This window comes from Streptomyces coelicoflavus (genome assembly GCF_045041415.1).
In the GTDB taxonomy this organism is placed as follows: domain Bacteria; phylum Actinomycetota; class Actinomycetes; order Streptomycetales; family Streptomycetaceae; genus Streptomyces; species Streptomyces coelicoflavus.
In genome coordinates, this window is record NZ_CP108218.1 from 5,808,277 (window position 1) to 5,829,097 (window position 20,821).

The following is a 20,821-nucleotide window of genomic DNA, read 5'->3' on the forward strand; positions in this document are numbered from 1 at the left end:
CGGCATGGCACGATGACCGCCATGTCAGGTCAGGTCTGGGTGTCCCTCATATCGCTGGGCGGCGTTGTCCTCGGCGGCTCGTTGTCCTACCTCGTGCAGCACAGGACTCAACTGTCGGCGGAACGCGCTGAACAACAACGGCAGCGGATCGCCGTGTCGGAGGCCCGGCGCGGGGAACGGCTGACGCTGCTGGAGCGGTTCATCGAGGTGGGGGCCGAGGCCGAACGCTCCGCCTTCAGCCGGCCGTCCGAGTGGGAGGACACCGACGTCTGGTTCCTCACGACCCGGGACGTCATGAACAGGCTGTGGGTCGCGGAGCGGCTCATCCGCATCCAGTTCCCTCTGCCCGTGCACGACGCGGCACGTGCGTACTTCCTCGACCTCAACCGGACGGTGTGGGAAGGCCTGCCCGACGGCGAGAGCGTGCGCGACTACTTGGAGGACAACCGGCTGGCGTTCCTGGACGCGGCCCGCGCGGTCATGGGGTAGCACACCGCCACCTCGAAGATCTTTTACGGGACAGCCCTCAGCGCGCGAACCACATGGTGCGGAGCCGGGAAGGCCAACCTGACTGACTGGCACCGGTCGGCACGACAGCCCGTTCAGTTCTCACGGAGGCGGCGGGCCTTGGCAACGAGTCTCCGAGGCAGCTTCGGCCCCGCACATGCGTAGTCGATCAACAGGTTCCGGTAGGTGGCGTTCGCGAGCCCTGGTACCAGGGCGATCAAAGCCCTCAGGTCGTCGGACGCGCCGGAAAGGCGTGTGCGGTAGGCGGCGGCCGCCGCGCGCAGGGAGACTTCGTGAGGTTCGAATTCCAGACCCCGTTCGACGAGGCTCACGGCTGCGGTGAAGTCGCCCTGCTCGGCACGCACGTCCGCCAGGTCCAGGTAGAGGGACCAGTTGGCGGAGTCCAGGAGCAAGGCGAGTTCCAAGGCCGCAGCAGCCTGAACCAGGTTTCCCATCACGCGCCAGGTGGTCGCTCGTGCGACTGCGGTCCACATGACCCGGTCGACGGCATCGGCGCGGTCGCACAGTGCGAAGGACAGTTCGTACCGGCCGCAGGCCCGGGGCAGCCGGGCCATGGCAGCCAACGACTCCGGTACGGGATTCCGTTCGGACACCACGTCGAGGGCATGGAACCACGGGGCGAACGACTCCCGCATTTCTTCGGTGTCCAGGTCGTGGCCGTAGTCCAGTGTCCGCAGACACGCCTCCGCCAGCGCTTCGGCACTCACCACACCGAGAAAGCGCGCATCGCCGAACCAGGGCGCAGCGCCCCATGCCACGTCGGGCCGCGCACCTGTGACCGAACCAAGGGCCATCACCGCGTTGTCCATGTCGCCGTCAAGGAACAAAAGGTACGTCTGCGCCAGCACAGCACTCAGGGAGCCGTCCTCTTCGAGGTTCTCCTTCAGTTCTGAGCGCCGGTCCGTCCACAACTCGGCCAGGGCGGCATAGGGCTCCGGAGCCGCCGGTGCCGAGGCTATGGCTCCCGCCAGAAGCTCCACGGCGCCCGCCAGGCTTCCCCCGCAGTGCGCCATCACTCCAGCGAGACCGACTCCCGCCGTCACTGACTGATTCGACATTCGTCAGACAGTACCCGTGGCACCAAGTGTGGAGAGCACTTCCGCTTGGTAGGCGGTACCGCCGTCGGTGACGGCAAGGAGGGCGCTCATGGGACCGATCACGACGTCTTGCTGCGCCCATCAGCACCCGTCCGGTGCCTCGTCGTCATGGCCGGGCGCCCTGGCTGACGGCCGGGCGCGAGAAGCTGTACAGGCCTCTCGCCGCACGCCTCCAGCCGCGCTTCGGTCCTGGCCGGAGGGGTGCAGGCTTTGGCCACGGCGGGCCACCTGGACGAGGCCACCGGGGCCGCCGGCACCAGTACCGAGCCGCCTCGGTGCACCTCCCCGCCGGCGGACCACAGGCGAGCGCGTCGGAGTGTCAGTAGGCGGTCTTCCCGGCGCCCTCGCTCGGCGACACGGTCTTGAGGGTCAGCCCTCCGGTGGGCCCTCCCCGACCATCAGCCGCAGGGCGTCCCGCAGCGCCACCCGCTCCCCCTCCGAAAGCCCCGCCAGCGGCTCCCGGGCGAACCGCAGGGACTCCCGCAGCCCCCGCGCCACCCGGCGCCCCTCCTCCGTCGCCGCCGCGACCTTCACCCGCCGGTCGCCGGGGTCGGGGCGCCGCTCCACCAGTCCCCGCGCCTCCAGCCGGTCCACGATGCCCGTGACGTTCGACGGCTCGCACTTCAGCTTGTGGGCCAGCTTCCGCATCGGCAGCGGCTCCAGGGACAGCAGGCTGAGCAGCTTGGCCTGCGCCCCGGTCAGGGCACGCTCCGCCGCCGCCTCCTCGTAGTCCGCGTGGAACCGGGCCACGACCTCGCCGATCAGCTCGACGACTTCGAGGGTGAGAGCGTCGGGTCGGCGGGTGGTGTCGCGTGGTGTGGCCATGGAATCCAGGGTACCCATTTGTTTGACAACCTGAAATGTTCAGCCGCATGGTTGTTTCAGAGCATGAAACATTCTCGGCAGACCACTCCCAGCACGCCCCAGGAAAGGTGCCCCATGACCGACTCCCCCGCCCTCCCCGCCGTCAACCGCGAATGGCACCTGGTCACCCGCCCGGTCGGCTGGCCCAAGCCCGAGGACTTCGCGCTCGTCGAGGCGCAGGTCCCCACCCCGGGCGACGGGCAGGTGCTGGTGCGCAACCTGTACGTCTCCGTCGACCCGTACATGCGCGGCCGCATGAGCGCCGCCAAGTCCTACGCCGCCCCCTACGAGCTGGGCAAGGTCATGCAGGGCGGCGCGGTCGGCGAGGTCGTCGCCTCCAACGCCGAGGGCTTCGCCGTCGGCGACCACGTCCTGCACTTCTTCGGCTGGCGCGAGTACGCCGCCCTGGACGCGAAGAACGCCGTCAAGGTGGACCCGGACGCGGCGCCGCTGTCGACGTACCTCGGCGTGCTCGGCATGACGGGGCTCACCGCCTACGCCGGTCTGCTGCGCACCGCCTCCTTCAAGGAGGGCGACTCCGTCTTCGTGTCGGGCGCCGCGGGTGCCGTCGGCAGCCAGGTCGGGCAGATCGCGAAGCTCAAGGGCGCCTCGCGCGTCATCGGCTCGGCCGGCTCGGACGAGAAGGTCAAGCTGCTCCTCGACGAGTACGGCTTCGACGCCGCCTTCAACTACAAGAACGGCCCGGTGAGCGAGCAGCTGCGCGCCGCCGCCCCGGACGGCGTCGACGTCTACTTCGACAACGTCGGCGGCGACCACCTGGAGGCGGCCATCGGCTCCCTCAACCTCAACGGCCGGATCGCCATCTGCGGCGCGATCTCCGTCTACAACAACACCGAGCCCGCGCCCGGCCCGAAGAACCTCGCCCGGCTCATCCAGACCCGCGGCCGCATCGAGGGCTTCCTGGTCGGCGACCACTACGACCTCCAGCCGAAGTTCGTCGAGGAGGTCGGCCCCTGGGTCCGTTCCGGCGAGCTGAAGTACCGCGAGACGGTCGTCGAGGGCATCGAGAACAACCTGGAGGCGTTCCTCGGGGTCCTGCGCGGCGACAACACCGGAAAGATGATCGTCAAGCTCTGACGTCGACGGCGGGGCGGGAGCGGGCTTTCCCGGATTTCCGGCATGCGGTAGCGTCTTTCCGAAATCCGTCGTGATCGTGGGCGCGAGTCACGGCGGACCGAGGAGGAAGACACCCGTTATGCCCATCCAGCAGTCCGAAGTCCTCTACACCGCCGTCGCCACCGCCGAGAACGGCCGCGACGGCCGGGTCGCCACCGACGACGGCAGGCTCGACGTCGTCGTGAACCCGCCCAAGGAGATGGGCGGCAACGGCGCCGGCACCAACCCGGAGCAGCTGTTCGCCGCCGGGTACAGCGCCTGCTTCCAGGGCGCGCTCGGCGTCGTGGCCCGCCAGGAGGGCGCCGACATCACCGGTTCGACCGTCACCGCGAAGGTCGGGATCGGCAAGAACGACGACGGCTTCGGCATCATCGTCGAGATCTCCGCCGAGATCCCGACGGTCGACGCCGCCACCGCGCGGTCGCTGGTGGAGAAGGCCCACCAGGTCTGCCCGTACTCGAAGGCGACCCGCGGCAACATCACGGTGACGCTCGCCTGACCCGGAGCGGGACCGGAACAGGGGCCGGGGGCGAGGGCCGGAACGGGGCCGGGACCGGGCCGGAAACGGTCCGGCGCGCCGACCGGTAGAGTGCCGCCCATGCGTGATCTTGGGGCGGGATTCGGCCACCTTCTGAAGGGCCAGCGCTGGGTGGCCCGGCACGGCCGGAGCTACGGCCTCGGACTCGTCCCGGGCCTGATCACCCTGGTCCTGTACGTGGGCGTACTGATCGCGCTCGCGCTGTGGGGCGAGGACTTCGTCGGCTGGGTGACCCCCTTCGCCGACGACTGGTCCAGCCCCTGGCTCGGGCTCTTCCGCGGCTTCCTCACCGCCGTGCTGTTCGCCCTCGCCCTGCTCCTGGCCGTCCTCACCTTCACCGCGGTCACCCTGCTGGTCGGCCAGCCCTTCTACGACGCCCTCTCCGAGCGCGTGGACCGCGACGTCTCCCCGGACGGCACGGCTCCCGTGTCCTCCCTGCCGCTCTGGCGCGAGCTGTGGATCTCCGGCCGTGACAGCCTGCGGATCCTGGTCCGGGCCGTCGTCTGGGGCGTGCTGCTCTTCGCGCTCGGCTTCATCCCGGTCGTCGGCCAGACGGTGGTCCCGGTGGTCGGCTTCTTCGTCACCGGCTTCTTCCTCACCGAGGAGCTGGCCGCCGTCGCCCTCCAGCGCCGCGGCGTCGAACTGCGCGAGCGCCTCGCCCTGCTGCGCTCCCGCAGGATGCTGGTCTGGGGCTTCGGCACCCCGCTGGGCGTGTCCTTCCTGGTGCCGTTCGTCGCGGTGTTCCTGATGCCGGGCGCGGTCGCCGGCGCCACGCTCCTCGCCCGCGAACTGCTGGGCGAGGAGATCCGCGACGGCGCCGACGACCCGTCCGACGGCGACACTCCCGACCCGGCCGTCAGCCCCGGTCCGGCCCCGGGGCGCTGACCGCCACGGCCACGATCGCCCGCGTCTGCGCCACGATGTCCAGCCGGTTGCGCACGAACTCCGGGTCGGTGACCGCCCCCGTCGCCGGATCGGTGTTCCCCGTCCCGAACTGGAGCACCGGCGTGTGCACGTGCCCGCCCGGCAGCGTGCCGCGCAGCCCGAGCCGGTCCCGCAGCAGCGTCGCGCGGTAGGCGATCTCGTTGGAGAGGTAGTTCCCGCCGCCACCCTCCCGGGCCGTCGAACCGGGCGTGGGCCCGTCCGGCCGCACGACCGCCTCGGTGCCGCCCGCCGGGATCTCCGTCACCCGCGTGTTGTCGTACACCGGGAAACGGCCCGTGTCCGCGGCCGTGATCGCCGCGTACGGCAGCGTGGTCGTCGTCCACTGCGGCTGCGAGGCGGGATCGGCCACCGGGACCGTCTCCGTGCGGGAGACGTTCTCGTTGTCCGGGAAGCCGCCCCGCCAGGCCCCGTTGGTCCGCTCCACGTCGAAGCGTCCGACCCGGCCCTGGCTCACCGTGGTGAACAGATCCACCCGCGGCAGATACGGCCGCAGCGCCCGCTCCACCGTCCCTTCGGCGAAGTCCGCCCAGCGCACCGGGAACACGGCCGTCTCCACCCGGGCGGGACCGTCCGGGGTGTCGATCACCGTGCCGTCCAGGGCGAGCGCGACGGCGCCGGACGGGTTGGAGATCCGGATGTCCCGGTCCAGGGTGAACGGGTCGAAACCGGTGAGCAGCACCCGCTTCACGCCCGTTCCCCTGTCGTGTCCTCCCCGCGGCAGCCGCAGATCGGCCTGGCCGCGCGAGGTGTGCTCCAGCTCGGCCAGCAGCGCGGCCCGCTGCCGCTCGCCCAGCCCGAACCCGGGCTCCCAGGTGCGCAGTTCCCGTGTCATCGCGAGCCGCGCCCAGTACAGCGGCCGGTCGTCGTCGCGGCTGAGGTCCCCGCGGGCCGGCCCGCGCCCCTGCACCCGGTCCACCGCCCGCCGCCACAGCGCCGCGCCCTCGCGTGCCACCACGGCACGCGCCTCGCCGTAGGAGTCCGCCCGCCCGAGCTTCCGGGCGAACGCCGGTGTCACCGCGGCGAAGCCGGAGCGCCGCAGGATCTCCCCGGGCACCTCCCCGTCGAGCCGCCGCTCCTCGACGGTCGGCGCGGGGGCGGTGCCCGCCGGGGGTGCCGCCGTCGCCGTCGTGGGGGCCGCGAGCCCCGCCACCAGGGCCAGTCCGAGTACGCCGATCCGAACACGTAGGGGTCTCAAGGGAGTCCAGGTCCTTCCGTCGCCGTGGGGTGCGCTGCGGACGGCGGCAGTATCGCGTGACGGGAGTGGTGGACGCCATGGCGCGGGGCGACCGACTCATGGCCGTTTGTGAAGGGTTCGTACGAACTCCTGATCGGATGCCCGATCGCGGGCCGCCGGATCACCGCGACGATTACCGTCTGACCCGGGACGCCCGCGAGCGCGCCCCCGTGAACAGCCCCGGCCCGGAACCTGACGGCCGGGCCGGGGCTCGGCCCTCCGGCACCCCCTAGCGCACCGAGAAGCCGTACACCGTCTCCGAGCGGAACACCTCGCCCGGCCGCAGCACCGTGCTCGGGAAGCCGGGCCGGTTCGGGGAGTCCGGGAAGTGCTGGGTCTCCAGCGCGATCCCGTCACCGGGGGCGAAGGGCTCGTCCAGGTGGTCGGCGGTGTACAGCTGGAGGCCCGGCTCGGTCGTCGCCACCGTGAGCACCCGCCCCGACGCCGGGTCGTACAACTCGGCGACCTGCTCGGCCGCGTCGGTCACGCCCTTGTCCAGGACGAAGTTGTGGTCGTAGCCCGAACCGACCTTGCGCGCCCGCCGGAAGTCGAAGCGGGTGTCCGTCACGTCGTCGAGGCCGCCGGTCGGGATCAGGCCGGCGTCGACCGGTGTGATCCGGGAGGCGGCCAGCCGCAGTTCGTGCCCGCCCGCGTGCCCGGAGCCGCCCAGGTTGAAGTAGCTGTGGTTGGTCGGGTTCAGCACCGTCGGCGCGTCCGTGACCGCCTCGTACGCGATCCGCAGCGAGCCCGACTCCTGGAGCGTGTACGTCACCGACATCTCCACGCGCCCCGGGAAACCCTCCTCGCCGTGCGGCGAGACCCGGCTCAGCCGGACGCCCTCCGGGACCGCCTGCACGTCCCACACGCGCTTGTCGAAGCCGCGCGCGCCACCGTGCAGCACGTTCGGCCCCTCGTTGGGCGCCAGCGCGTACGTCCGCCCGTCCAGCGGGAAGCGTCCGCCCGCGATCCGGTTGGCGTACCGCCCCACCAGCGCACCCAAGTACGGCTCGGGGTGCGTCACATAGCCGTCCAGGTCCGCGAACCCCAGCACCACGTCGGCGGTGTTGCCGTCCCGGTCCGGAACCTCCGCCGACTGCACGATCCCGCCGTACGACAGGACCCGGACGCGTACGCCGGCCCGCTCCAGGGTCCAGCGGTGTACCGGGGTGCCGTCGGAAAGTGTGCCGAAGAGTTCGCTCATGTGCGGAACTCTAGGACACGCCAGGTCAGCGGCCGGGTCAGGGACTCCGGTCAGGGACTCCGGTCAGGGACTCCGGTCACGGACTCCGGTCAGGGACTCTTCGCGGTGACCGCGCGATACGCGATCTCCGCCAGCCGGGCCTGACCGTCCACACTCGGGTGGAACCAGTCCCAGTGGCTCAACTGGTCCGTGCCGAACCGGAACGCGTGCACCGCGCCGTCGTCGGTGCGGCAGTGCCGGTCCTTCGCGCAGACCTCCCGCAGCACCTCGTTGTAGTCCCTCACCCGGTCGCGCACCGTGTTGCGCCGCAGCGTCGCCGCCGAGTCCAGGGAGTCCGCGTCGCCCAGCATCGACGGGCAGATGCCCAGCTTCCACACCTGCTTGCCCAGCGCGTTCGTACGCCCCTGGGACCACAGCCGCTTGAGGTCCGGGATGCTCGACACGTACACCTGCGCCTTGGGAAGCCTCTCGCGCAGGGTGGCCATCGCCTCCTCGAACTGCGCCCGGAAGTCCGCCACCGGCGTCATCGCCGAGGTCGTGGCCCGGCACGCGTCGTTCGCCCCCGCCATCACCGCCACCAGCTCCGGCTTCCGCTTCGCCGCCCGCGTCACCTGCGCGGTCAGGTCCGCCATCCGGGCCCCGGTGACCGCGTAGTTCCAGCTGTGCTCGGCCGCGTCCGCCTTCCCCAGCAGCCGTACGGCCAGCGAGTCGACCTCCGCGCTGCTGCCGGTCGCCCACGACACCTCGGGGCAGTCCGACAGCACCGAGCAGGCGTCGAAGCCGCGCGTGATGGAGTCGCCCACGGCGGCGACCGACTCGGGGCTCGTGTCCCAGGCCGGGGCCGTCTTCGCCCGCTTCGACGCGCTGGGGGAGGGGGCGGGGGAGTCGCCGCCCGCGGCGTCGCAGCCCGCCACGCCCAGGGCGGCGGCGGTCACGACGGCGAGCGCGGCACCCGCCCGACGACGGACACGCCGCGTCCGCCGGTCCGTCCCTCGGCCCATACCGGTCCCACCCCTCGCCTCGTGCCTCCACCGTGCTCAACCCATGACACCGCGCGAGGGTTCCCGAGGGCGGCGGTGCGACGCCTCACACCCGTACTAGCGTCCTGCCGGGTGAATGGCGGCGTTTTGTCGACGGCGGGACCGACGGTAGGTCACACTCCTTGCCCCGCCGCACGGTAGCCTCGCCATGAACGTGGCCCGCCCGGTCGCGGCCGTTCCACCCCGTTCCGAGATGTCCCGCTCAGCCCGGAGGTTCCGGTGACGACACGTGGAGTCCTGTACGTGCACTCCGCGCCGCGCGCGCTGTGCCCGCACGTCGAGTGGGCCATCGCCGGCGTGCTCGGCACGCGCGTCGGCCTGGACTGGATCCGGCAGCCCGCCGCGCCCGGCACCTGGCGCTCGGAGTTCTCCTGGCAGGGCCAGGCCGGCATCGCCTCCAAGCTCGCCTCGGCACTGCGCGGCTGGCAGCTGCTGCGCTTCGAGGTCACCGCGGAACCCTCCGCGGGCGTCGAGGGCGAGCGCTACAGCTGCACTCCCGACCTCGGCATCTTCCACGCCGTCACCGGCATCCACGGGGACATCATGATCCCCGAGGACCGGCTGCGCGCCGCCCTGGTCCGCTCCCAGCGCGGCGAGACCGACCTCGAGTCGGACGTCGCCAAGCTCCTCGGCAAGCCCTGGGACGACGAACTGGAGCCCTTCCGCCACGCGGGCGAGGGCGCCCCGGTCCGCTGGCTGCACCAGGTGGTCTGACGTGGTGTGACCACCGACGCCGTTCGGGTATTTCGGGCATGAGGAAGGCCCCCCACCGGCCGGTGGGGGGCCTTCCTCATGCGCGCGGGGGCGTCCGTCAGACCGACCGGAACGCGAGGACCACGTTGTGCCCGCCGAAGCCGAACGAGTCGTTCAGCGCGGCGATCCGGCCCTCGACCGGCAGCTTGCGGGCCTCGCCGCGGACGATGTCCGCGTTGGCCTCGGCCTCCGGGTCGATGTTCTCGACGTTGATCGTCGGCGGCGCCACCCGGTGGTACAGGGCGAGCACGGTCGCCACGGACTCCACGCCGCCCGCGCCACCGAGGAGGTGACCGGTCATCGACTTGGTGCCGGAGACCGCCATGTGGTCGACGTCGTCGCCGAGGACCTTGCGCAGCGCCTTCAGCTCGGCGATGTCACCGGCCGGCGTCGAGGTGGCGTGCGCGTTGACGTGCACGATCTCGGCCGGGTCCAGGTCGTTGCGGTCCAGCAGGTTCTGGAGGGCGGCGGAGATGCCGCGGCCCTCCGGCTCCGGCTGCACGATGTCGTGGCTGTCGGCGGAGATGCCCTGGCCGACCGCCTCCGCGTAGACCCGGGCGCCGCGCGCGGCGGCGTGCTCGGCGGACTCCAGGACGAGGACGCCGGCGCCCTCACCGAGGACGAAGCCGTCGCGGCCCGTGTCGAAGGGGCGCGAGGCACCCTGCGGGTCGTCGTTGTTCTTGGACATCGCCATCATGTTGCCGAACGCGGCGATGGGCAGCGGGTGGATCGCCGCCTCCGTGCCGCCCGCGACGACGACGTCGGCACGGCCGGTGCGGATCATCTCGATGGCGTAGCCGATGGCCTCGGCGCCCGACGCGCAGGCGGACACCGGCGTGTGCACGCCCGCACGGGCGCCCACGGCCAGGCCCACGTTGGCCGAGGGGCCGTTCGGCATGAGCATGGGGACGGTGTGCGGGGAGACGCGGCGGACGCCCTTCTCCTTCAGCACGTCGTACTGGTCGAGGAGGGTCGTCACGCCGCCGATGCCGGAGGCGATGACCGCACCGAGCCGGTCGGGGTCGACGTGGGCCACCCCCTCCTCGGCGGGGCTCTCGCCCGCCTTGCCGGCGTAACCGGCGTCCTTCCAGGCCTCCTGCGCCGCGATCAGCGCGAACTGCGCCGAGCGGTCCAGGCGGCGGGCCTGCGGCCGCGGGATGACCTCGGAGGGGTCCACGGCCACGGGCGCGGCGATGCGGACCGCCTGGTCGGCGGCCCACTCCTGCTCCAGGGGCTTGACGCCGGACCGGCCGGCGACCAGGCCCTCCCAGGTCGAGGCTGCGTCGCCACCCAGCGGTGTGGTTGCGCCGATACCGGTGACGACCACGGTGCGATTGGTCGAGCTCACGGGAATTCTTTCTCCAACGGGATACGGATTCGTACGGCGCCACCGCCGGGTGGCGGGGCAGTCTGCCCGGATCTGCCAGATACCCGGGGTATGCCCGAGTATCGGTGGATCAGGCCTGGTGGTCGAGGATGTACTTCGTCGCGTCGCCGACCGTCTTGAGGTTCTTGACGTCCTCGTCCGGGATCTTGACGTCGAAGCGCTCTTCGGCGGCGACGACGACCTCGACCATGGACAGCGAGTCGACGTCCAGGTCGTCGGTGAAGGACTTGTCCAGCTGGACGTCCTCAACCGGGATGCCGGCGATCTCGTTCACGATGTCCGCGAGACCGGCGACGATCTCTTCCTGAGTGGCGGCCATGATGGCGCTCCTTCTTTGTTGTCCAGAGGGTGTGGCGGCCCGCCGCGTCGCGGCGGGTGTTGCTGCTCTCCGTTCCGGACCGCGTGATCCGGCACGGAGTGCCTAGGGGAGGGTAACGACCGTCGCGGCGTAGACGAGACCCGCCCCGAAGCCGATGACGAGCGCGGTGTCGCCGCTCTTCGCGTCACCCGTCGCCAGGAGCCGCTCCATCGCGAGCGGAATCGAGGCGGCCGAGGTGTTTCCGGTGGTGCGGATGTCACGGGCGACCGTGACGTGCTCCGGCAGCTTCAGCGTCTTCACCATCGAGTCGATGATCCGCACGTTGGCCTGGTGCGGGATGAAGACGTCCAGGTCGTCCGGGCTGATCCCGGCCGCGTCCAGCGCCTGCTGCGCGACCTTCGCCATCTCGAACACGGCCCAGCGGAAGACCGCCTGGCCCTCCTGCGTGATCGCGGGGAACTTGACGTTGCCCTCGCGGTCGAGGGGCAGCTCGGAGACGTCGCCGATCCTGAAACGGTCCCAGGAGACCGTCTGCTTGATCGTCTCGGCCTTGTCGCCTTCCGAGCCCCAGACCGTCGGGCCGATCGCCGGCTCCTGGGAGGGGCCGACCACGACCGCGCCCGCGCCGTCGCCGAACAGGAAGGCGGTGGCCCGGTCCTCCAGGTCGGTCAGGTCGGACAGCCGCTCCACGCCGATGACCAGCACGTACTCTGCGGAACCTTCAACGACCATGCCCTTGGCCAGCGTCAGCCCGTAGCCGAAGCCCGCGCAGCCCGCCGAGATGTCGAAGGCCGCGGCCTTGTCGGTGCCGAGCCGGTCGGCGATCTCGGTGGCGATGGCCGGGGTCTGGGCGAAGTGCGACACGGTCGAAACGACCACCGCGCCGACCCGGGAGGCGTCGATCCCCGCGTCCGCTAGCGCCTTGCCGGACGCCTCCACGGACATCGCGGCGACCGTCTCCTCGGGGCCGGCCCAGTGCCGGGTCTCGATGCCGGAGCGCGAGCGGATCCACTCGTCGGACGAGTCGATCGTCTCGAGGATCACCTCGTTCGGCACCACCCGGGTCGGGCGGTATCCGCCGACGCCGAGGATGCGCGCGTACGGGGCGCCCTTGCTGGGCTTGATCTTCGACATGCTCTCGCGCTCCTTGTCAGGCCTGGGTGTGCTCGGCGACGAGCTCGCGGGCCGCGTCGAGGTCGGCGGGGGACTTCAGGGCCAGCGTCTTCACGCCGGGCAGCGCCCGCTTGGCCAGCCCGGTCAGCGTGCCGCCCGGGCACACCTCGATCAGCGCGGTGACGCCGAGCTCCTTGAACGTCTCCATGCACCGGTCCCAGCGGACCGGGTTGGCGACCTGACCGACCAGCCGCTCCAGCACCTCGGCACCGGAGGCGACGGCCTGCCCGTCCTTGTTGGAGACGTACGTCACCTTCGGGTCGGCCGGCGTCAGCGTCTTCGCGGCCTCGGCGAGCTTGTCCACCGCGGGCGCCATGTGGTGCGTGTGGAACGCGCCGGCCACCTTCAGCGGGACGACCTTGCGCACGCCCTCGGGCTTGTCCTCGCTCAGCGCGGCCAGCTGCGCCATGGTGCCGGCGGCCACGATCTGACCGGCGCCGTTCACGTTCGCCGGGGTCAGGCCGAGCCTCTCCAGGTGCGCGACGCTCACCTCCGGGTCGCCGCCGAGCAGCGCCGACATGCCGGTCTCGGTGACCGCGGCGGCCTCGGCCATGGCCAGACCCCGACGGCGTACGAGGGACAGCGCGGCGGTGTCGTCGAGGACGCCCGCGAAGACGGCGGCGGTGATCTCGCCGACGCTGTGACCCGCGACCGCGCCGGGCGCGATCTCGGCAATGTCACCGAGTGCCGCGGCGGAGAGGATTCCGGCGGCGACCAGCAGCGGCTGGGCGACGGACGTGTCTCGGATCTCGTCCGCGTCGGCCTTGGTGCCGAAGTGGGCGAGATCGAGTCCGATGGCGTCCGACCACGCGGCGACGCGGTCAGCGGCACCGGGGAGGGCGAGCCAGTCAGTCAGGAAGCCGGGCGTCTGGGCGCCCTGGCCGGGAGCGACGAGTACGAGCACTCTCACACTCTCTCTTGAGGACGGCCACGACCGCCCGTGGGGACAGGGACGAAGAACGGGAGCGGGTTTTGTGGACCCTGCACAAAATCTTAGAACTGCGGATCTCCGTCGGCCAGACGCCCCAGGATGAGCGCGATCCGCAGTGTGAACGCAGACCGTACATCAGAGGGTGACCATCCGGTGACGTCAGTCACACGTCGGAGCCGGTAGCGCACGGTGTTCGGGTGAACGAAGAGCATCCGGGCCGCCCCCTCCAGACTGCTCGCCTGTTCGAGATAGACGCTGAGCGTCTCCAGGAGCGCCGCCCCCGCCTCCTGCAACGGTCTGTAGATCTCCTCCACCAACTGCTCACGGGCCGAGGGGTCGGAGGCGATCGCGCGCTCCGGGAGCAGATCGTCGGCGAGCACCGGGCGCGGCGCGTCCTGCCAGGCGGTGCACGCCTTCAGTCCGGCCGCGGCGGCCTGCGCGGACCGGGTCGCGGCCAGCAGGTCAGACACCACGGGACCGGCGACGACCGGCCCCTGCGCGAACGGTCCGATCAGCGACTTCGCCACCGCCAGCGGATCGTTGCGGCCCCCGGCGATCACGACAAGACGGTCCCCGAGCACCCCGGTCAGCACCTGGAGCTTGGCGTGCCGGGCCGCCCGCCGGATCGCCTCCACGGTCAGCTCGGAGTCCCCGTCGGGAGCGGTGCCGAGGACGACACAGACGTGCTCGGGCGAGTTCCACCCCAGCGCGGCCGCCCGCGACACGGCCCCCTCGTCGGCCTCGCCGCTGAGCACGGCGTTCACCACCAGCGACTCGAGGCGCGCGTCCCAGGCACCGCGTGCCTCGGCGGCCTGGGCGTACACCTGGGCGGTCGCGAAGGCGATCTCCCGGGCGTACACGAGCAGCGCCTCGCGCAGCACGGACTCGTCGCCGGGCGCGGCGACCTCGTCGATCGCGGACTCCATCACCTCGATGGTGGTCCGCACCATCTCCACGGTCTGCCGCAGCGTGATCGCCCGGGTCAGCTCGCGCGGCGCGGTGCCGAAGACGTCGGTGGAGATGGCCTGGGGCGCGTCCGGCCGCCGGAACCACTCGGTGAACGCGGCGATGCCGGCCTGGGCGACCAGCCCGATCCAGGAACGGTTCTCCGGTGGCATGGCCCGGTACCACGGCAGCGTCTCGTCCATGCGCGCGATGGCCTGCGCGGCGAGCGATCCGGAGGACTGCTCCAGCCGCTTCAGCGTCGCGGTGTGCGGGTGAGGGGGCTGGGCGGGGGCGTCGGGCTTACCGGTTTCGGGTTCGGGCACGGGGACAAGACTGCCTTATCGGGCCGGTGGGGTGTGCCGCCGGGGCGGTACTGCACGGCACGGCCGCGCTCCGGACCGCGCCGCGCCGGGGCTACGGTGAACGACGTGATGGACGTACGCCGCGCCGACGAGCGCTATCCGGGCGGTGATCCGGCCGCCGGGATCACCTCCCGCCACGCCTTCTCCTTCGGCCCCCACTACGACCCCGACAACCTGCGCTTCGGGGCGCTGCTGGCCTGCAACGAGGAGCACCTCGCCCCCGGCGCCGGCTTCGACGAACACTCGCACAGCCACACCGAGATCGTCACCTGGGTCGTGTCGGGCGAGCTGACCCACCGCGACAGCACGGGCCACGAGACGGTGGTCCGCGCCGGGGACGTGCAACGCCTCAGCGCCGCGGGCGGCGTCCGCCACGTCGAGCGCAACGACGCGCCGGTCCCCCTCACCTTCGTCCAGATGTGGCTGGCCCCGCTCGACCCCGGCGGCGACCCCGCCTACGAGACCGTCCGGGGCATCGCCGACTCCACCCCGTACGCCGTCCCGGAGGCCGGCGCGCTGCTCCACGTACGCCGCCTGTCACCGGGGGAGCGGACGGCGGTACCGGACGGGGCGTACGTGTACGTGCACGTGGTGCGGGGCGAGGTGACGCTGGGCGGGGAGGCGCTGGGCGCGGGCGACGCGGCGCGCGTCACGGACGCCGAGGCGCTGGAAGCGGTGGCGGGGGCGGCGTCCGGCGCGGAGCTGCTGGTGTGGGAGATGGCGGCCCGCTGACGGGGGAGGGGCCGCGCGTCACGTCAGGGGGTGCGTGAACGGGCCTGCCGCCTTCTCGAAGGCCGCGAGGGTGATCTCCGGAACGAGAACGGCATCGTTCCGCATGCCCTCGGGGAGGTGGCCGCGCATCTCCTCCCGGCACAGGAGCGTGCCGTCGGGGAGGAGGACCGCCGCCCGGAGGCGGTCAGCCAGTTCGATGATGATCTGCCACACGTCACCGGCCTGTGGACGTGTCACACCGATGTGGCCGCCCAAGACGCTCACCTCGGCCTCGCTGCCGTCGGCGGCGCGGATCCAGTACTCCGTCGCCCCGTCGTCGGTCACCCCCTCCTGCACGGCTGCGACGGGCGAGAGGACCGTCCGGACCAGGTCCGTGTCGAACGCGGACAACTCGCCCTCGGAGAACGCGTACAGGCCCAGGGAGTAGGCCACCTCAGCCCCGTACCTCCGCCAGCACCCCGTCCGTGAACGGCGGCCACGCCTCCACCGCCCAGGGGCCGAAGGCGCGGTCGGTGAGGGCCACGCAGGCGAGGCCCGCTTCCGGGTCGAGCCACAGGAAGGTGCCGGACTGGCCGAAGTGGCCGAAGGTGCGGGGGGACGAGGTGGAGCCCGTCCAGTGGGGGGACTTGGTGTTGCGGATCTCGAAGCCGAGGCCCCAGTCGTTGGGGTTCTGGTGGCCGTAGCCCGGCAGGACGCCCTTGGTGCCCGGGTACTGGACGGTCATCGCCTCGGCGACCGTGCGGGGGTCCAGCAGGCGCGGCGCCTGCACCTCGGCGGCGAAGCGGAGCAGGTCCTCGACGGTCGAGACGCCGTCCTTCGCGGGGGAGCCGTCGAGGGCGGTGGACGTCATGCCCAGCGGCTCCAGGACCGCCTGCCGCGCGTACTCGGCGAACGGCATGTCCGCCGCCTTCGCGATGTGGTCGCCGAGCTGCTCGAAACCGGCGTTGGAGTACAGCCGGCGCTCCCCGGGCGCGGAGGTCGTCCGGTGTTCGTCGAAGGCCAGGCCCGAGGTGTGCGCGAGCAGGTGGCGGACCGTCGCCCCGGGCGGCCCGGCGGGCTCGTCCAGCTCGATCGCGCCCTCCTCGTACGCCACGAGCGCCGCGTACGCCGCGAGCGGCTTGGTGACCGAGGCGAGCGGGAAGCGGTGCGTGGTCGGCCCGTGGGTGCCGAGGATCGTGCCGTCGGCGCGTACGGCGCCCGCCGCGGCGGTGGGGACCGGCCAGTTCTCGATCGACGCGAGGCTCTTCAAGGACATGGCACCGAGCCTAAGCGGCTCAGAGGTACAGCCGCATCGAGGGGGTCGCGTCGCGCGTGAAGCCCATCGACGCGTAGAGGGGCTCGGCGTCGGGGGAGGCCGTCAGCATGACGTGCCCCACGCCGCGCTCGCGGAACCACTCCAGCAGCGCGTCCATGCACGCCCGCGCGTACCCGCGGCGCCGGGCGTCCGGGTCGGTGGCGACGCTGAAGACGTACCCGAGCAGACCGCCCGGCCTGTTCGGACCGCCGATCCGGTACTCCAGCGTCCCCGCCACCAGCGCCGCCAGCGCGTCCGGCCGGTCAGGGTGGTCCGGCCGGTCCGGGTGGTCGACCACGAACGCCGCGAAGTTTCCGTCCGGGTCGGCCAGTCTCGACCGCAGGCCGGGCAGCGATTCCGCCTGCCAGTCGGTGGAAGCGTCGGGACTGACGGAAGCGATCATCACCTGCCGGAGGCGGAGCACTTCCTCCGCGTCCCCGGCCACGGCACGGCGTACGAGACTCATGCCCGCACGCTAGTGACCTGCCGGGTCGTGTGTCCTGCGGATTTCCGGCGGCGGTTTAGGCCGGCGTCGCTTGCCTGGAGTGCACTCCAAGGTCATAGCGTTGAGGCCATGACGGTGATGCAGACCACGGCGGGGACCCTCGGTCCGAACGCCACCGGCAACGCCACGGGAACCGACATCTGCTCCGCCCCGCCCCGGCGCCACCCGCGCCCCGACGGGCAGGACCGCTACACGATCAGCGAGGTGGTCGCCTTCACCGGCCTGACGGCCCACACGCTGCGCTGGTACGAGCGGATCGGCCTGATGTCCCACATCGACCGCTCGCACACCGGGCAGCGCCGCTACAGCAACAGCGACCTGGACTGGCTCGACTTCGTCGGCAAGCTGCGGATGACCGGCATGCCCGTCGCCGACATGGTGCGGTACGCGGAGATGGTGCGCGAGGGCGAGAGCACCTACCTCGACCGGCGGGAACTGCTGGAATCCACCCGGCGCGACGTGCTGACGCGGATCGCCGAACTTCAGGACACCGTCGCCGTACTCGACCGCAAGATCAGTTTCTACGGGGACGCGGGACGTGCCCGTGAAGAGGAGGGGGACCGATGACCGACAGCAGGATCCCGACGGCCCGGCTCGGCGCGGGCGGCCCGGAGGTGGGCGTCCAGGGCCTCGGCTGCATGGGCATGAGCTTCGGATACGGACCCTCGGACGCCGAGGCGTCCCGGGCCACCCTGGAACGGGCGCTGGAGCTGGGCGTCACGCTCTACGACACCGCCGACGCCTACGGCGCGGGCGAGAACGAGCGGTTCCTCTCGCCCTTCTTCAAGGCCCACCGCGACGAGGTCGTCGTCGCGACCAAGTTCGCCCTGTCCATCCCGCCGGACGACCCGACCAGGCGGATCATCCGCAACGACGCGCCGTACATCCGCGAGGCCGTCGAGGCGAGCCTGCGCCGTCTGGACCTCGACGTGATCGACCTCTACTACATGCACCGGCGCGACGTGAACGTGCCGATCGAGGAGACCGTCGGCGTCATGGCCGACCTGGTCCGCGAGGGCAAGGTCAAGCAGCTCGGGCTGAGCGAGGTGACGGGGGACGAGCTGCGGGCCGCGCAGACGGTGCACCCCATCGCCGCCGTCCAGTCGGAGTGGTCGCTGTTCAGCCGGGACATCGAGGCGGGCGTGGTACCGGCCGCCCGCGAACTGGGCGTGACCCTCGTCCCGTACTCCCCGCTCGGCCGGGGCTTCCTCACCGGCTCCTTCGCCAACGCCGAACAGGACCTGACCGACGGCGACTTCCGCCGTCAGCAGCCCCGCTTCACCGGCGGCAACGCGGCGGCCAACGCGGCCCTCCTCGCCCCGGTCCGCGCCCTCGCCGAGGCCCACGGCGCCACCCTCGGCCAGATCGCCCTGGCCTGGGTCCAGCAGCGCGCCCGGATCCACGACCTCCCGGTCGTCCCCATCCCGGGCACGCGGAAGCCGACGCGGGTGGAGGAGAACACGGGGGCGACGGGGATCGTCCTGACGGAGACCGAGCTGTCCGCACTGGAACCGATCGCGGAAAAGGTCGCGGGCGACCGCTACGCGGACATGACGTTCACGTCTGCCGGACGGGAGTAGACAGGCGCCCCGAGGACGGACGCTAAAGCTCCGCCAGCAACTCCGCCTTCTTCGAGGAGAACTCCTCGTCCGTCACCAGCCCCTGCTGATGCAGCTCCCCCAGATGCCGTATCCGCTCGGCGATGTCCGCCGGGTCACGACGCGGCGCCGGCACCGGAACGGGAACGGGCGCCACGGCTCCCCGCTCCCGCACCGCCGCCAGCACGGCCGCCGCGAACGGCAGTGACTCGTGCACCGGCCCGTACCCGAGGCCGAACACGACCGCCGCCGGATCCTGGTCGGCCTGGGGGACGGGTGGTGCGGCCGGGGCTGTCGGGGCGGCCGTACCGGCCACCGCGTCGGCGTCGCGGGGCAGCAGCCGCAGGTATCCCTCGAACATCTCGGGGGACCGCCACTCCACCCCGCCGAGGCCGGCGACCGGGAAGCTCTGGTCGCCGGCCTTCCACTTCGCCGAGGACGCGCCCGTCCAGGACCACCGGAAGGACACCGCCTTCCCGTCGAAGGACGCCTTCCCGTCGTACGCCTTGAAGTGCAGCGGCGCCTCGGGCGGGGCCACCAGGTAGCGCTCGGTCCTGCCGGACCCGGTCAGCAGCGCCGTCAGCTCGTCGGCGTAGTACTCCGCGAGCGTCTCCCGTTCGGCGGGCAGCACCAGCCGGTAGGGGTCGCCGCTCTCCTTCAGCTGTCCGGCCGCCGCCTCGATCAGCGGATCGGCGCCCGCGCGAGGCTGGACGCGCAGCACGACGGTGCCGCGCCTGCCCGGCGTGAGCGTCACGCCCTCGATCGCCTCCAGGGGCACCCGGCGTTCCCCCAGGGCCTGGAACAGCTTGGGTGTTCGAATCCCCCGTTCGTAGCGGATGAGCACGGAGTCGGACTCGAACTCCCAGGCGGCATGAAATCCGGCCAGTACGTCACCCATGCGGCTCATCGTATGCGGCATGAGCCTCTTCGTCCCCTCCCCGTGCAAACCGGAGTTTCTGCGCCTCTACGCGCGTCCGGCCGCCGTCGCCACGGACAAATCCGCCCGGCATGTGTCGTCTTCGCCGGCGCAGGCGACCGTGCGGTATGCGCCAACGCCGATCCCCGCGAAGTTCCGCAGGCTGTCCGTGCCGGGGACGAAGTAGCCGCTGTGTCCCCGGGCGTCCCGAGCCGACAGCACCCGCGCCCCGAAGTCGGCGGACACCGGGTCGGCCCCGTGCCCGAGCCCGCCGACCTCCAGGTACGGCACGTTCTGGATCCAGTCGTCGGCGTCCCGCATCGCCCACACGCGGGCGGAGGTGTCCAGGTGGGAGGCGTTCTCGGCGCGCATGCCGGGACTGCCGGCCACCGCTATGTCGGTCACCCGGCCGGGCAGCGTGTCGGCGGCGAGGCCGCACACCACCGAGCCGTAGCTGTGGCAGAAGAGGGAGACGGGCGTCTTGCCGGGCAGCGCGCGCAGCAGGGCGTTCAGGCGTACGGCCCCGTGTGCGGCGCGGTTCGCCGTGGCCGCCTCCATGCCGAGGCCGCTGGGGGAGGTGTAGTCGGCCCAGGCGATCACGGCCGTGCCGGTGCCGGGGCTCGCCGCCCGCTCGGCCGCGTACAGGGACCTGGCCATGCCGACGGGCGCCGCGTACTTCTTGCGGTCGGTGCGCTGGAAGGTGACCAGTTCGGTGTCGACGCCGGGCACGACCACGGACACGCGGTCGGCGCGGTTCAGGTTCCCGAACACCTCGGCGACCCTGCCCGAGCCCGCCGGATCGAAGGCGAGGATGTGCCGGCCCGGGTCGAGCAGCGACTCGTAGTTGTACATCCGCCGGCCCGCCTCGCGCTGCCCGGCCGGGGACAGGTGCTTGTCGTGCATGCGCTCCCGCTCCACCGACCGCGCCTTGTGCAGTGCGGAACGGTTGGCGACGTAGCGCAGCTGGACGGGGGCGCCGTTCATGTTGCCGACGGCCAGCGGATACCGGTGGGCCAGGCTGGTGCGCTGCCATGCGCTGAGCGAGGCGAAGAAGCGGGCCAGCCGGGCGGGCGACGCCTGCGCGTCGGGCAGCCGCCGTCCGTCGATCCGGCCGTGTTCCCAGGCCGAGACCGACGCTTCGAGGGCGGTGGGGCCCCGCCGGTCGCGCAGGGCGGTCCAGCCGGTGGTCGCCAGCATCACGAACACCACGGCCAGGGCGAGCAGTACGCGCCAGACGTTCAGCTGCGGGGAGGTGTCGAAGGAAGTCACTGGGAGGACACACTAGGAGAACGGGCCGGTCTCGCGTGAATCCAGTGACACGG

At 72.0% G+C, this 20,821-nt stretch carries 23 protein-coding genes; 8 read left to right on the forward strand and 15 right to left on the reverse strand.

The genetic code is table 11. The features are described from left to right. Positions 1-12: 12 nt before the first annotated feature. A complete protein-coding gene (locus OHA99_RS25830) occupies positions 13-489 on the forward strand; it encodes a hypothetical protein (protein ID WP_153180036.1) in 477 nt (158 codons plus the stop codon). 113 nt (positions 490-602) lie between these two features. On the opposite strand, the gene OHA99_RS25835 is transcribed toward OHA99_RS25830, so the two are convergent. Together OHA99_RS25835 and OHA99_RS25840 are read right to left on the reverse strand one after the other, a co-directional pair. Continuing rightward, the gene (locus OHA99_RS25835) at positions 603-1,586 is read right to left on the reverse strand and encodes a hypothetical protein (RefSeq protein ID WP_405698055.1); all 984 of its coding nucleotides are present in this window, start codon (positions 1,584-1,586) and stop codon (positions 603-605) included. Positions 1,587-1,994: 408 nt separating this feature from the next. Then, the gene (locus tag OHA99_RS25840; protein ID WP_164384904.1) at positions 1,995-2,450 is read right to left on the reverse strand and encodes a MarR family winged helix-turn-helix transcriptional regulator; all 456 of its coding nucleotides are present in this window, start codon (positions 2,448-2,450) and stop codon (positions 1,995-1,997) included. 114 nt (positions 2,451-2,564) lie between these two features. Between OHA99_RS25840 and OHA99_RS25845 the strand changes: the two genes are divergently transcribed. The 3 genes from OHA99_RS25845 (at position 2,565) to OHA99_RS25855 (ending at position 5,049) form a co-directional block, all read left to right on the forward strand. Further along, on the forward strand, positions 2,565-3,587 hold the full coding sequence (locus OHA99_RS25845) for an NADP-dependent oxidoreductase (protein WP_165686136.1): 1,023 nt from the start codon (positions 2,565-2,567) through the stop codon (positions 3,585-3,587). Positions 3,588-3,705: 118 nt separating this feature from the next. Next, positions 3,706-4,125 (forward strand): organic hydroperoxide resistance protein, encoded by a 420-nt coding sequence (locus tag OHA99_RS25850; RefSeq protein WP_153180040.1) that lies wholly within the window; start codon positions 3,706-3,708, stop codon positions 4,123-4,125. A 99-nt stretch (positions 4,126-4,224) separates the two neighbouring features. Continuing rightward, entirely contained in the window at positions 4,225-5,049 is an 825-nt protein-coding gene (locus tag OHA99_RS25855) for an EI24 domain-containing protein (protein WP_405698057.1), read from the forward strand. Here the strand turns inward: OHA99_RS25855 and OHA99_RS25860 are convergent. The 3 genes from OHA99_RS25860 to OHA99_RS25870 all read right to left on the reverse strand — a co-directional run bounded on the left by OHA99_RS25860 (position 5,021) and on the right by OHA99_RS25870 (position 8,545). Continuing rightward, positions 5,021-6,304 carry a pyroglutamyl peptidase gene (locus OHA99_RS25860; protein ID WP_405698059.1) on the reverse strand — a complete coding sequence of 428 codons (1,284 nt, stop codon included), beginning with the start codon at positions 6,302-6,304 and terminating at the stop codon, positions 5,021-5,023. The two genes, OHA99_RS25855 and OHA99_RS25860, sit on opposite strands and share 29 nt — an antisense overlap. 268 nt (positions 6,305-6,572) lie before the next feature. Further along, positions 6,573-7,544, reverse strand: a complete 972-nt coding sequence (locus tag OHA99_RS25865; protein WP_405698061.1) for an aldose epimerase family protein — start codon at positions 7,542-7,544, stop codon at positions 6,573-6,575. Positions 7,545-7,633: 89 nt separating this feature from the next. Then, positions 7,634-8,545, reverse strand: coding sequence for an SGNH/GDSL hydrolase family protein (locus OHA99_RS25870; RefSeq protein WP_153180043.1), 912 nt, complete (start codon positions 8,543-8,545; stop codon positions 7,634-7,636). Positions 8,546-8,803: 258 nt separating this feature from the next. On the opposite strand from OHA99_RS25870, the gene OHA99_RS25875 reads away from it, so the two are divergent. Then, a complete protein-coding gene (locus OHA99_RS25875; RefSeq protein WP_061444967.1) occupies positions 8,804-9,298 on the forward strand; it encodes a DUF3145 domain-containing protein in 495 nt (164 codons plus the stop codon). 97 nt (positions 9,299-9,395) lie between these two features. On the opposite strand, the gene OHA99_RS25880 is transcribed toward OHA99_RS25875, so the two are convergent. The 5 genes from OHA99_RS25880 to fasR all read right to left on the reverse strand — a co-directional run bounded on the left by OHA99_RS25880 (position 9,396) and on the right by fasR (position 14,415). Then, entirely contained in the window at positions 9,396-10,685 is a 1,290-nt protein-coding gene (locus OHA99_RS25880) for a beta-ketoacyl-[acyl-carrier-protein] synthase family protein (RefSeq protein WP_366471960.1), read from the reverse strand. 109 nt (positions 10,686-10,794) lie between these two features. Continuing rightward, positions 10,795-11,043 carry an acyl carrier protein gene (locus OHA99_RS25885; RefSeq protein ID WP_007449219.1) on the reverse strand — a complete coding sequence of 83 codons (249 nt, stop codon included), beginning with the start codon at positions 11,041-11,043 and terminating at the stop codon, positions 10,795-10,797. Positions 11,044-11,145: 102 nt separating this feature from the next. Next, positions 11,146-12,177 carry a ketoacyl-ACP synthase III gene (locus OHA99_RS25890; protein WP_153180045.1) on the reverse strand — a complete coding sequence of 344 codons (1,032 nt, stop codon included), beginning with the start codon at positions 12,175-12,177 and terminating at the stop codon, positions 11,146-11,148. Positions 12,178-12,193: 16 nt separating this feature from the next. Next, positions 12,194-13,120: an ACP S-malonyltransferase gene (locus tag OHA99_RS25895; RefSeq protein ID WP_153180046.1), complete on the reverse strand. Its 927-nt coding sequence runs from the start codon at positions 13,118-13,120 to the stop codon at positions 12,194-12,196. An 89-nt stretch (positions 13,121-13,209) separates the two neighbouring features. Beyond that, positions 13,210-14,415: a fatty acid biosynthesis transcriptional regulator FasR gene (gene fasR / locus OHA99_RS25900; RefSeq protein ID WP_007449226.1), complete on the reverse strand. Its 1,206-nt coding sequence runs from the start codon at positions 14,413-14,415 to the stop codon at positions 13,210-13,212. Between the two features lie 108 nt (positions 14,416-14,523). Between fasR and OHA99_RS25905 the strand changes: the two genes are divergently transcribed. Beyond that, the gene (locus OHA99_RS25905; protein ID WP_405699005.1) at positions 14,524-15,186 is read left to right on the forward strand and encodes a pirin family protein; all 663 of its coding nucleotides are present in this window, start codon (positions 14,524-14,526) and stop codon (positions 15,184-15,186) included. An 18-nt stretch (positions 15,187-15,204) separates the two neighbouring features. On the opposite strand, the gene OHA99_RS25910 is transcribed toward OHA99_RS25905, so the two are convergent. From OHA99_RS25910 to OHA99_RS25920, 3 genes are read right to left on the reverse strand one after another with little or no spacing between them, the layout of a single operon-like run. Next, the gene (locus tag OHA99_RS25910) at positions 15,205-15,618 is read right to left on the reverse strand and encodes a hypothetical protein (RefSeq protein WP_405698065.1); all 414 of its coding nucleotides are present in this window, start codon (positions 15,616-15,618) and stop codon (positions 15,205-15,207) included. A 1-nt stretch (position 15,619) separates the two neighbouring features. Further along, positions 15,620-16,441, reverse strand: coding sequence for a serine hydrolase (locus tag OHA99_RS25915; RefSeq protein ID WP_153180048.1), 822 nt, complete (start codon positions 16,439-16,441; stop codon positions 15,620-15,622). Between the two features lie 19 nt (positions 16,442-16,460). Further along, on the reverse strand, positions 16,461-16,946 hold the full coding sequence (locus tag OHA99_RS25920) for a GNAT family N-acetyltransferase (RefSeq protein WP_165686151.1): 486 nt from the start codon (positions 16,944-16,946) through the stop codon (positions 16,461-16,463). 108 nt (positions 16,947-17,054) lie between these two features. Here OHA99_RS25920 and OHA99_RS25925 point away from each other — a divergent pair, with 108 nt between their 5' ends. Then, a complete protein-coding gene (locus OHA99_RS25925; protein ID WP_164384914.1) occupies positions 17,055-17,552 on the forward strand; it encodes a MerR family transcriptional regulator in 498 nt (165 codons plus the stop codon). Continuing rightward, a complete protein-coding gene (locus tag OHA99_RS25930; protein WP_405698068.1) occupies positions 17,549-18,565 on the forward strand; it encodes an aldo/keto reductase in 1,017 nt (338 codons plus the stop codon). The genes OHA99_RS25925 and OHA99_RS25930 overlap by 4 nt, the downstream gene beginning before the upstream one ends. Positions 18,566-18,587: 22 nt before the next feature. On the opposite strand, the gene OHA99_RS25935 is transcribed toward OHA99_RS25930, so the two are convergent. Together OHA99_RS25935 and OHA99_RS25940 are read right to left on the reverse strand one after the other, a co-directional pair. Then, on the reverse strand, positions 18,588-19,481 hold the full coding sequence (locus OHA99_RS25935; protein WP_153180052.1) for a DUF4429 domain-containing protein: 894 nt from the start codon (positions 19,479-19,481) through the stop codon (positions 18,588-18,590). A 66-nt stretch (positions 19,482-19,547) separates the two neighbouring features. Then, complete coding sequence (locus OHA99_RS25940) at positions 19,548-20,768, reverse strand: alpha/beta hydrolase family protein (protein ID WP_153180053.1); 1,221 nt, start codon at positions 20,766-20,768, stop codon at positions 19,548-19,550. Positions 20,769-20,821 lie beyond the last annotated feature (53 nt).

Excerpts from the sequence above, each read along its gene's own strand:
- OHA99_RS25935 (WP_153180052.1), bottom strand. The coding sequence starts at position 19,481 with ATGGGTGACGTACTGGCCGGATTTCATGCCGCCTGGGAGTTCGAGTCC.
- OHA99_RS25835 (WP_405698055.1), bottom strand. The coding sequence starts at position 1,586 with ATGTCGAATCAGTCAGTGACGGCGGGAGTCGGTCTCGCTGGAGTGATG.
- OHA99_RS25885 (WP_007449219.1), bottom strand. The coding sequence starts at position 11,043 with ATGGCCGCCACTCAGGAAGAGATCGTCGCCGGTCTCGCGGACATCGTG.
- OHA99_RS25890 (WP_153180045.1), bottom strand. The coding sequence starts at position 12,177 with ATGTCGAAGATCAAGCCCAGCAAGGGCGCCCCGTACGCGCGCATCCTC.
- OHA99_RS25915 (WP_153180048.1), bottom strand. The coding sequence starts at position 16,441 with ATGTCCTTGAAGAGCCTCGCGTCGATCGAGAACTGGCCGGTCCCCACC.
- OHA99_RS25905 (WP_405699005.1), top strand. The coding sequence starts at position 14,524 with ATGGACGTACGCCGCGCCGACGAGCGCTATCCGGGCGGTGATCCGGCC.
- OHA99_RS25845 (WP_165686136.1), top strand. The coding sequence starts at position 2,565 with ATGACCGACTCCCCCGCCCTCCCCGCCGTCAACCGCGAATGGCACCTG.
- OHA99_RS25855 (WP_405698057.1), top strand. The coding sequence starts at position 4,225 with ATGCGTGATCTTGGGGCGGGATTCGGCCACCTTCTGAAGGGCCAGCGC.
- OHA99_RS25925 (WP_164384914.1), top strand. The coding sequence starts at position 17,055 with ATGACGGTGATGCAGACCACGGCGGGGACCCTCGGTCCGAACGCCACC.
- OHA99_RS25865 (WP_405698061.1), bottom strand. The coding sequence starts at position 7,544 with ATGAGCGAACTCTTCGGCACACTTTCCGACGGCACCCCGGTACACCGC.
- OHA99_RS25930 (WP_405698068.1), top strand. The coding sequence starts at position 17,549 with ATGACCGACAGCAGGATCCCGACGGCCCGGCTCGGCGCGGGCGGCCCG.
- OHA99_RS25830 (WP_153180036.1), top strand. The coding sequence starts at position 13 with ATGACCGCCATGTCAGGTCAGGTCTGGGTGTCCCTCATATCGCTGGGC.
- OHA99_RS25850 (WP_153180040.1), top strand. The coding sequence starts at position 3,706 with ATGCCCATCCAGCAGTCCGAAGTCCTCTACACCGCCGTCGCCACCGCC.
- OHA99_RS25870 (WP_153180043.1), bottom strand. The coding sequence starts at position 8,545 with ATGGGCCGAGGGACGGACCGGCGGACGCGGCGTGTCCGTCGTCGGGCG.
- OHA99_RS25920 (WP_165686151.1), bottom strand. The coding sequence starts at position 16,946 with ATGAGTCTCGTACGCCGTGCCGTGGCCGGGGACGCGGAGGAAGTGCTC.
- OHA99_RS25840 (WP_164384904.1), bottom strand. The coding sequence starts at position 2,450 with ATGGCCACACCACGCGACACCACCCGCCGACCCGACGCTCTCACCCTC.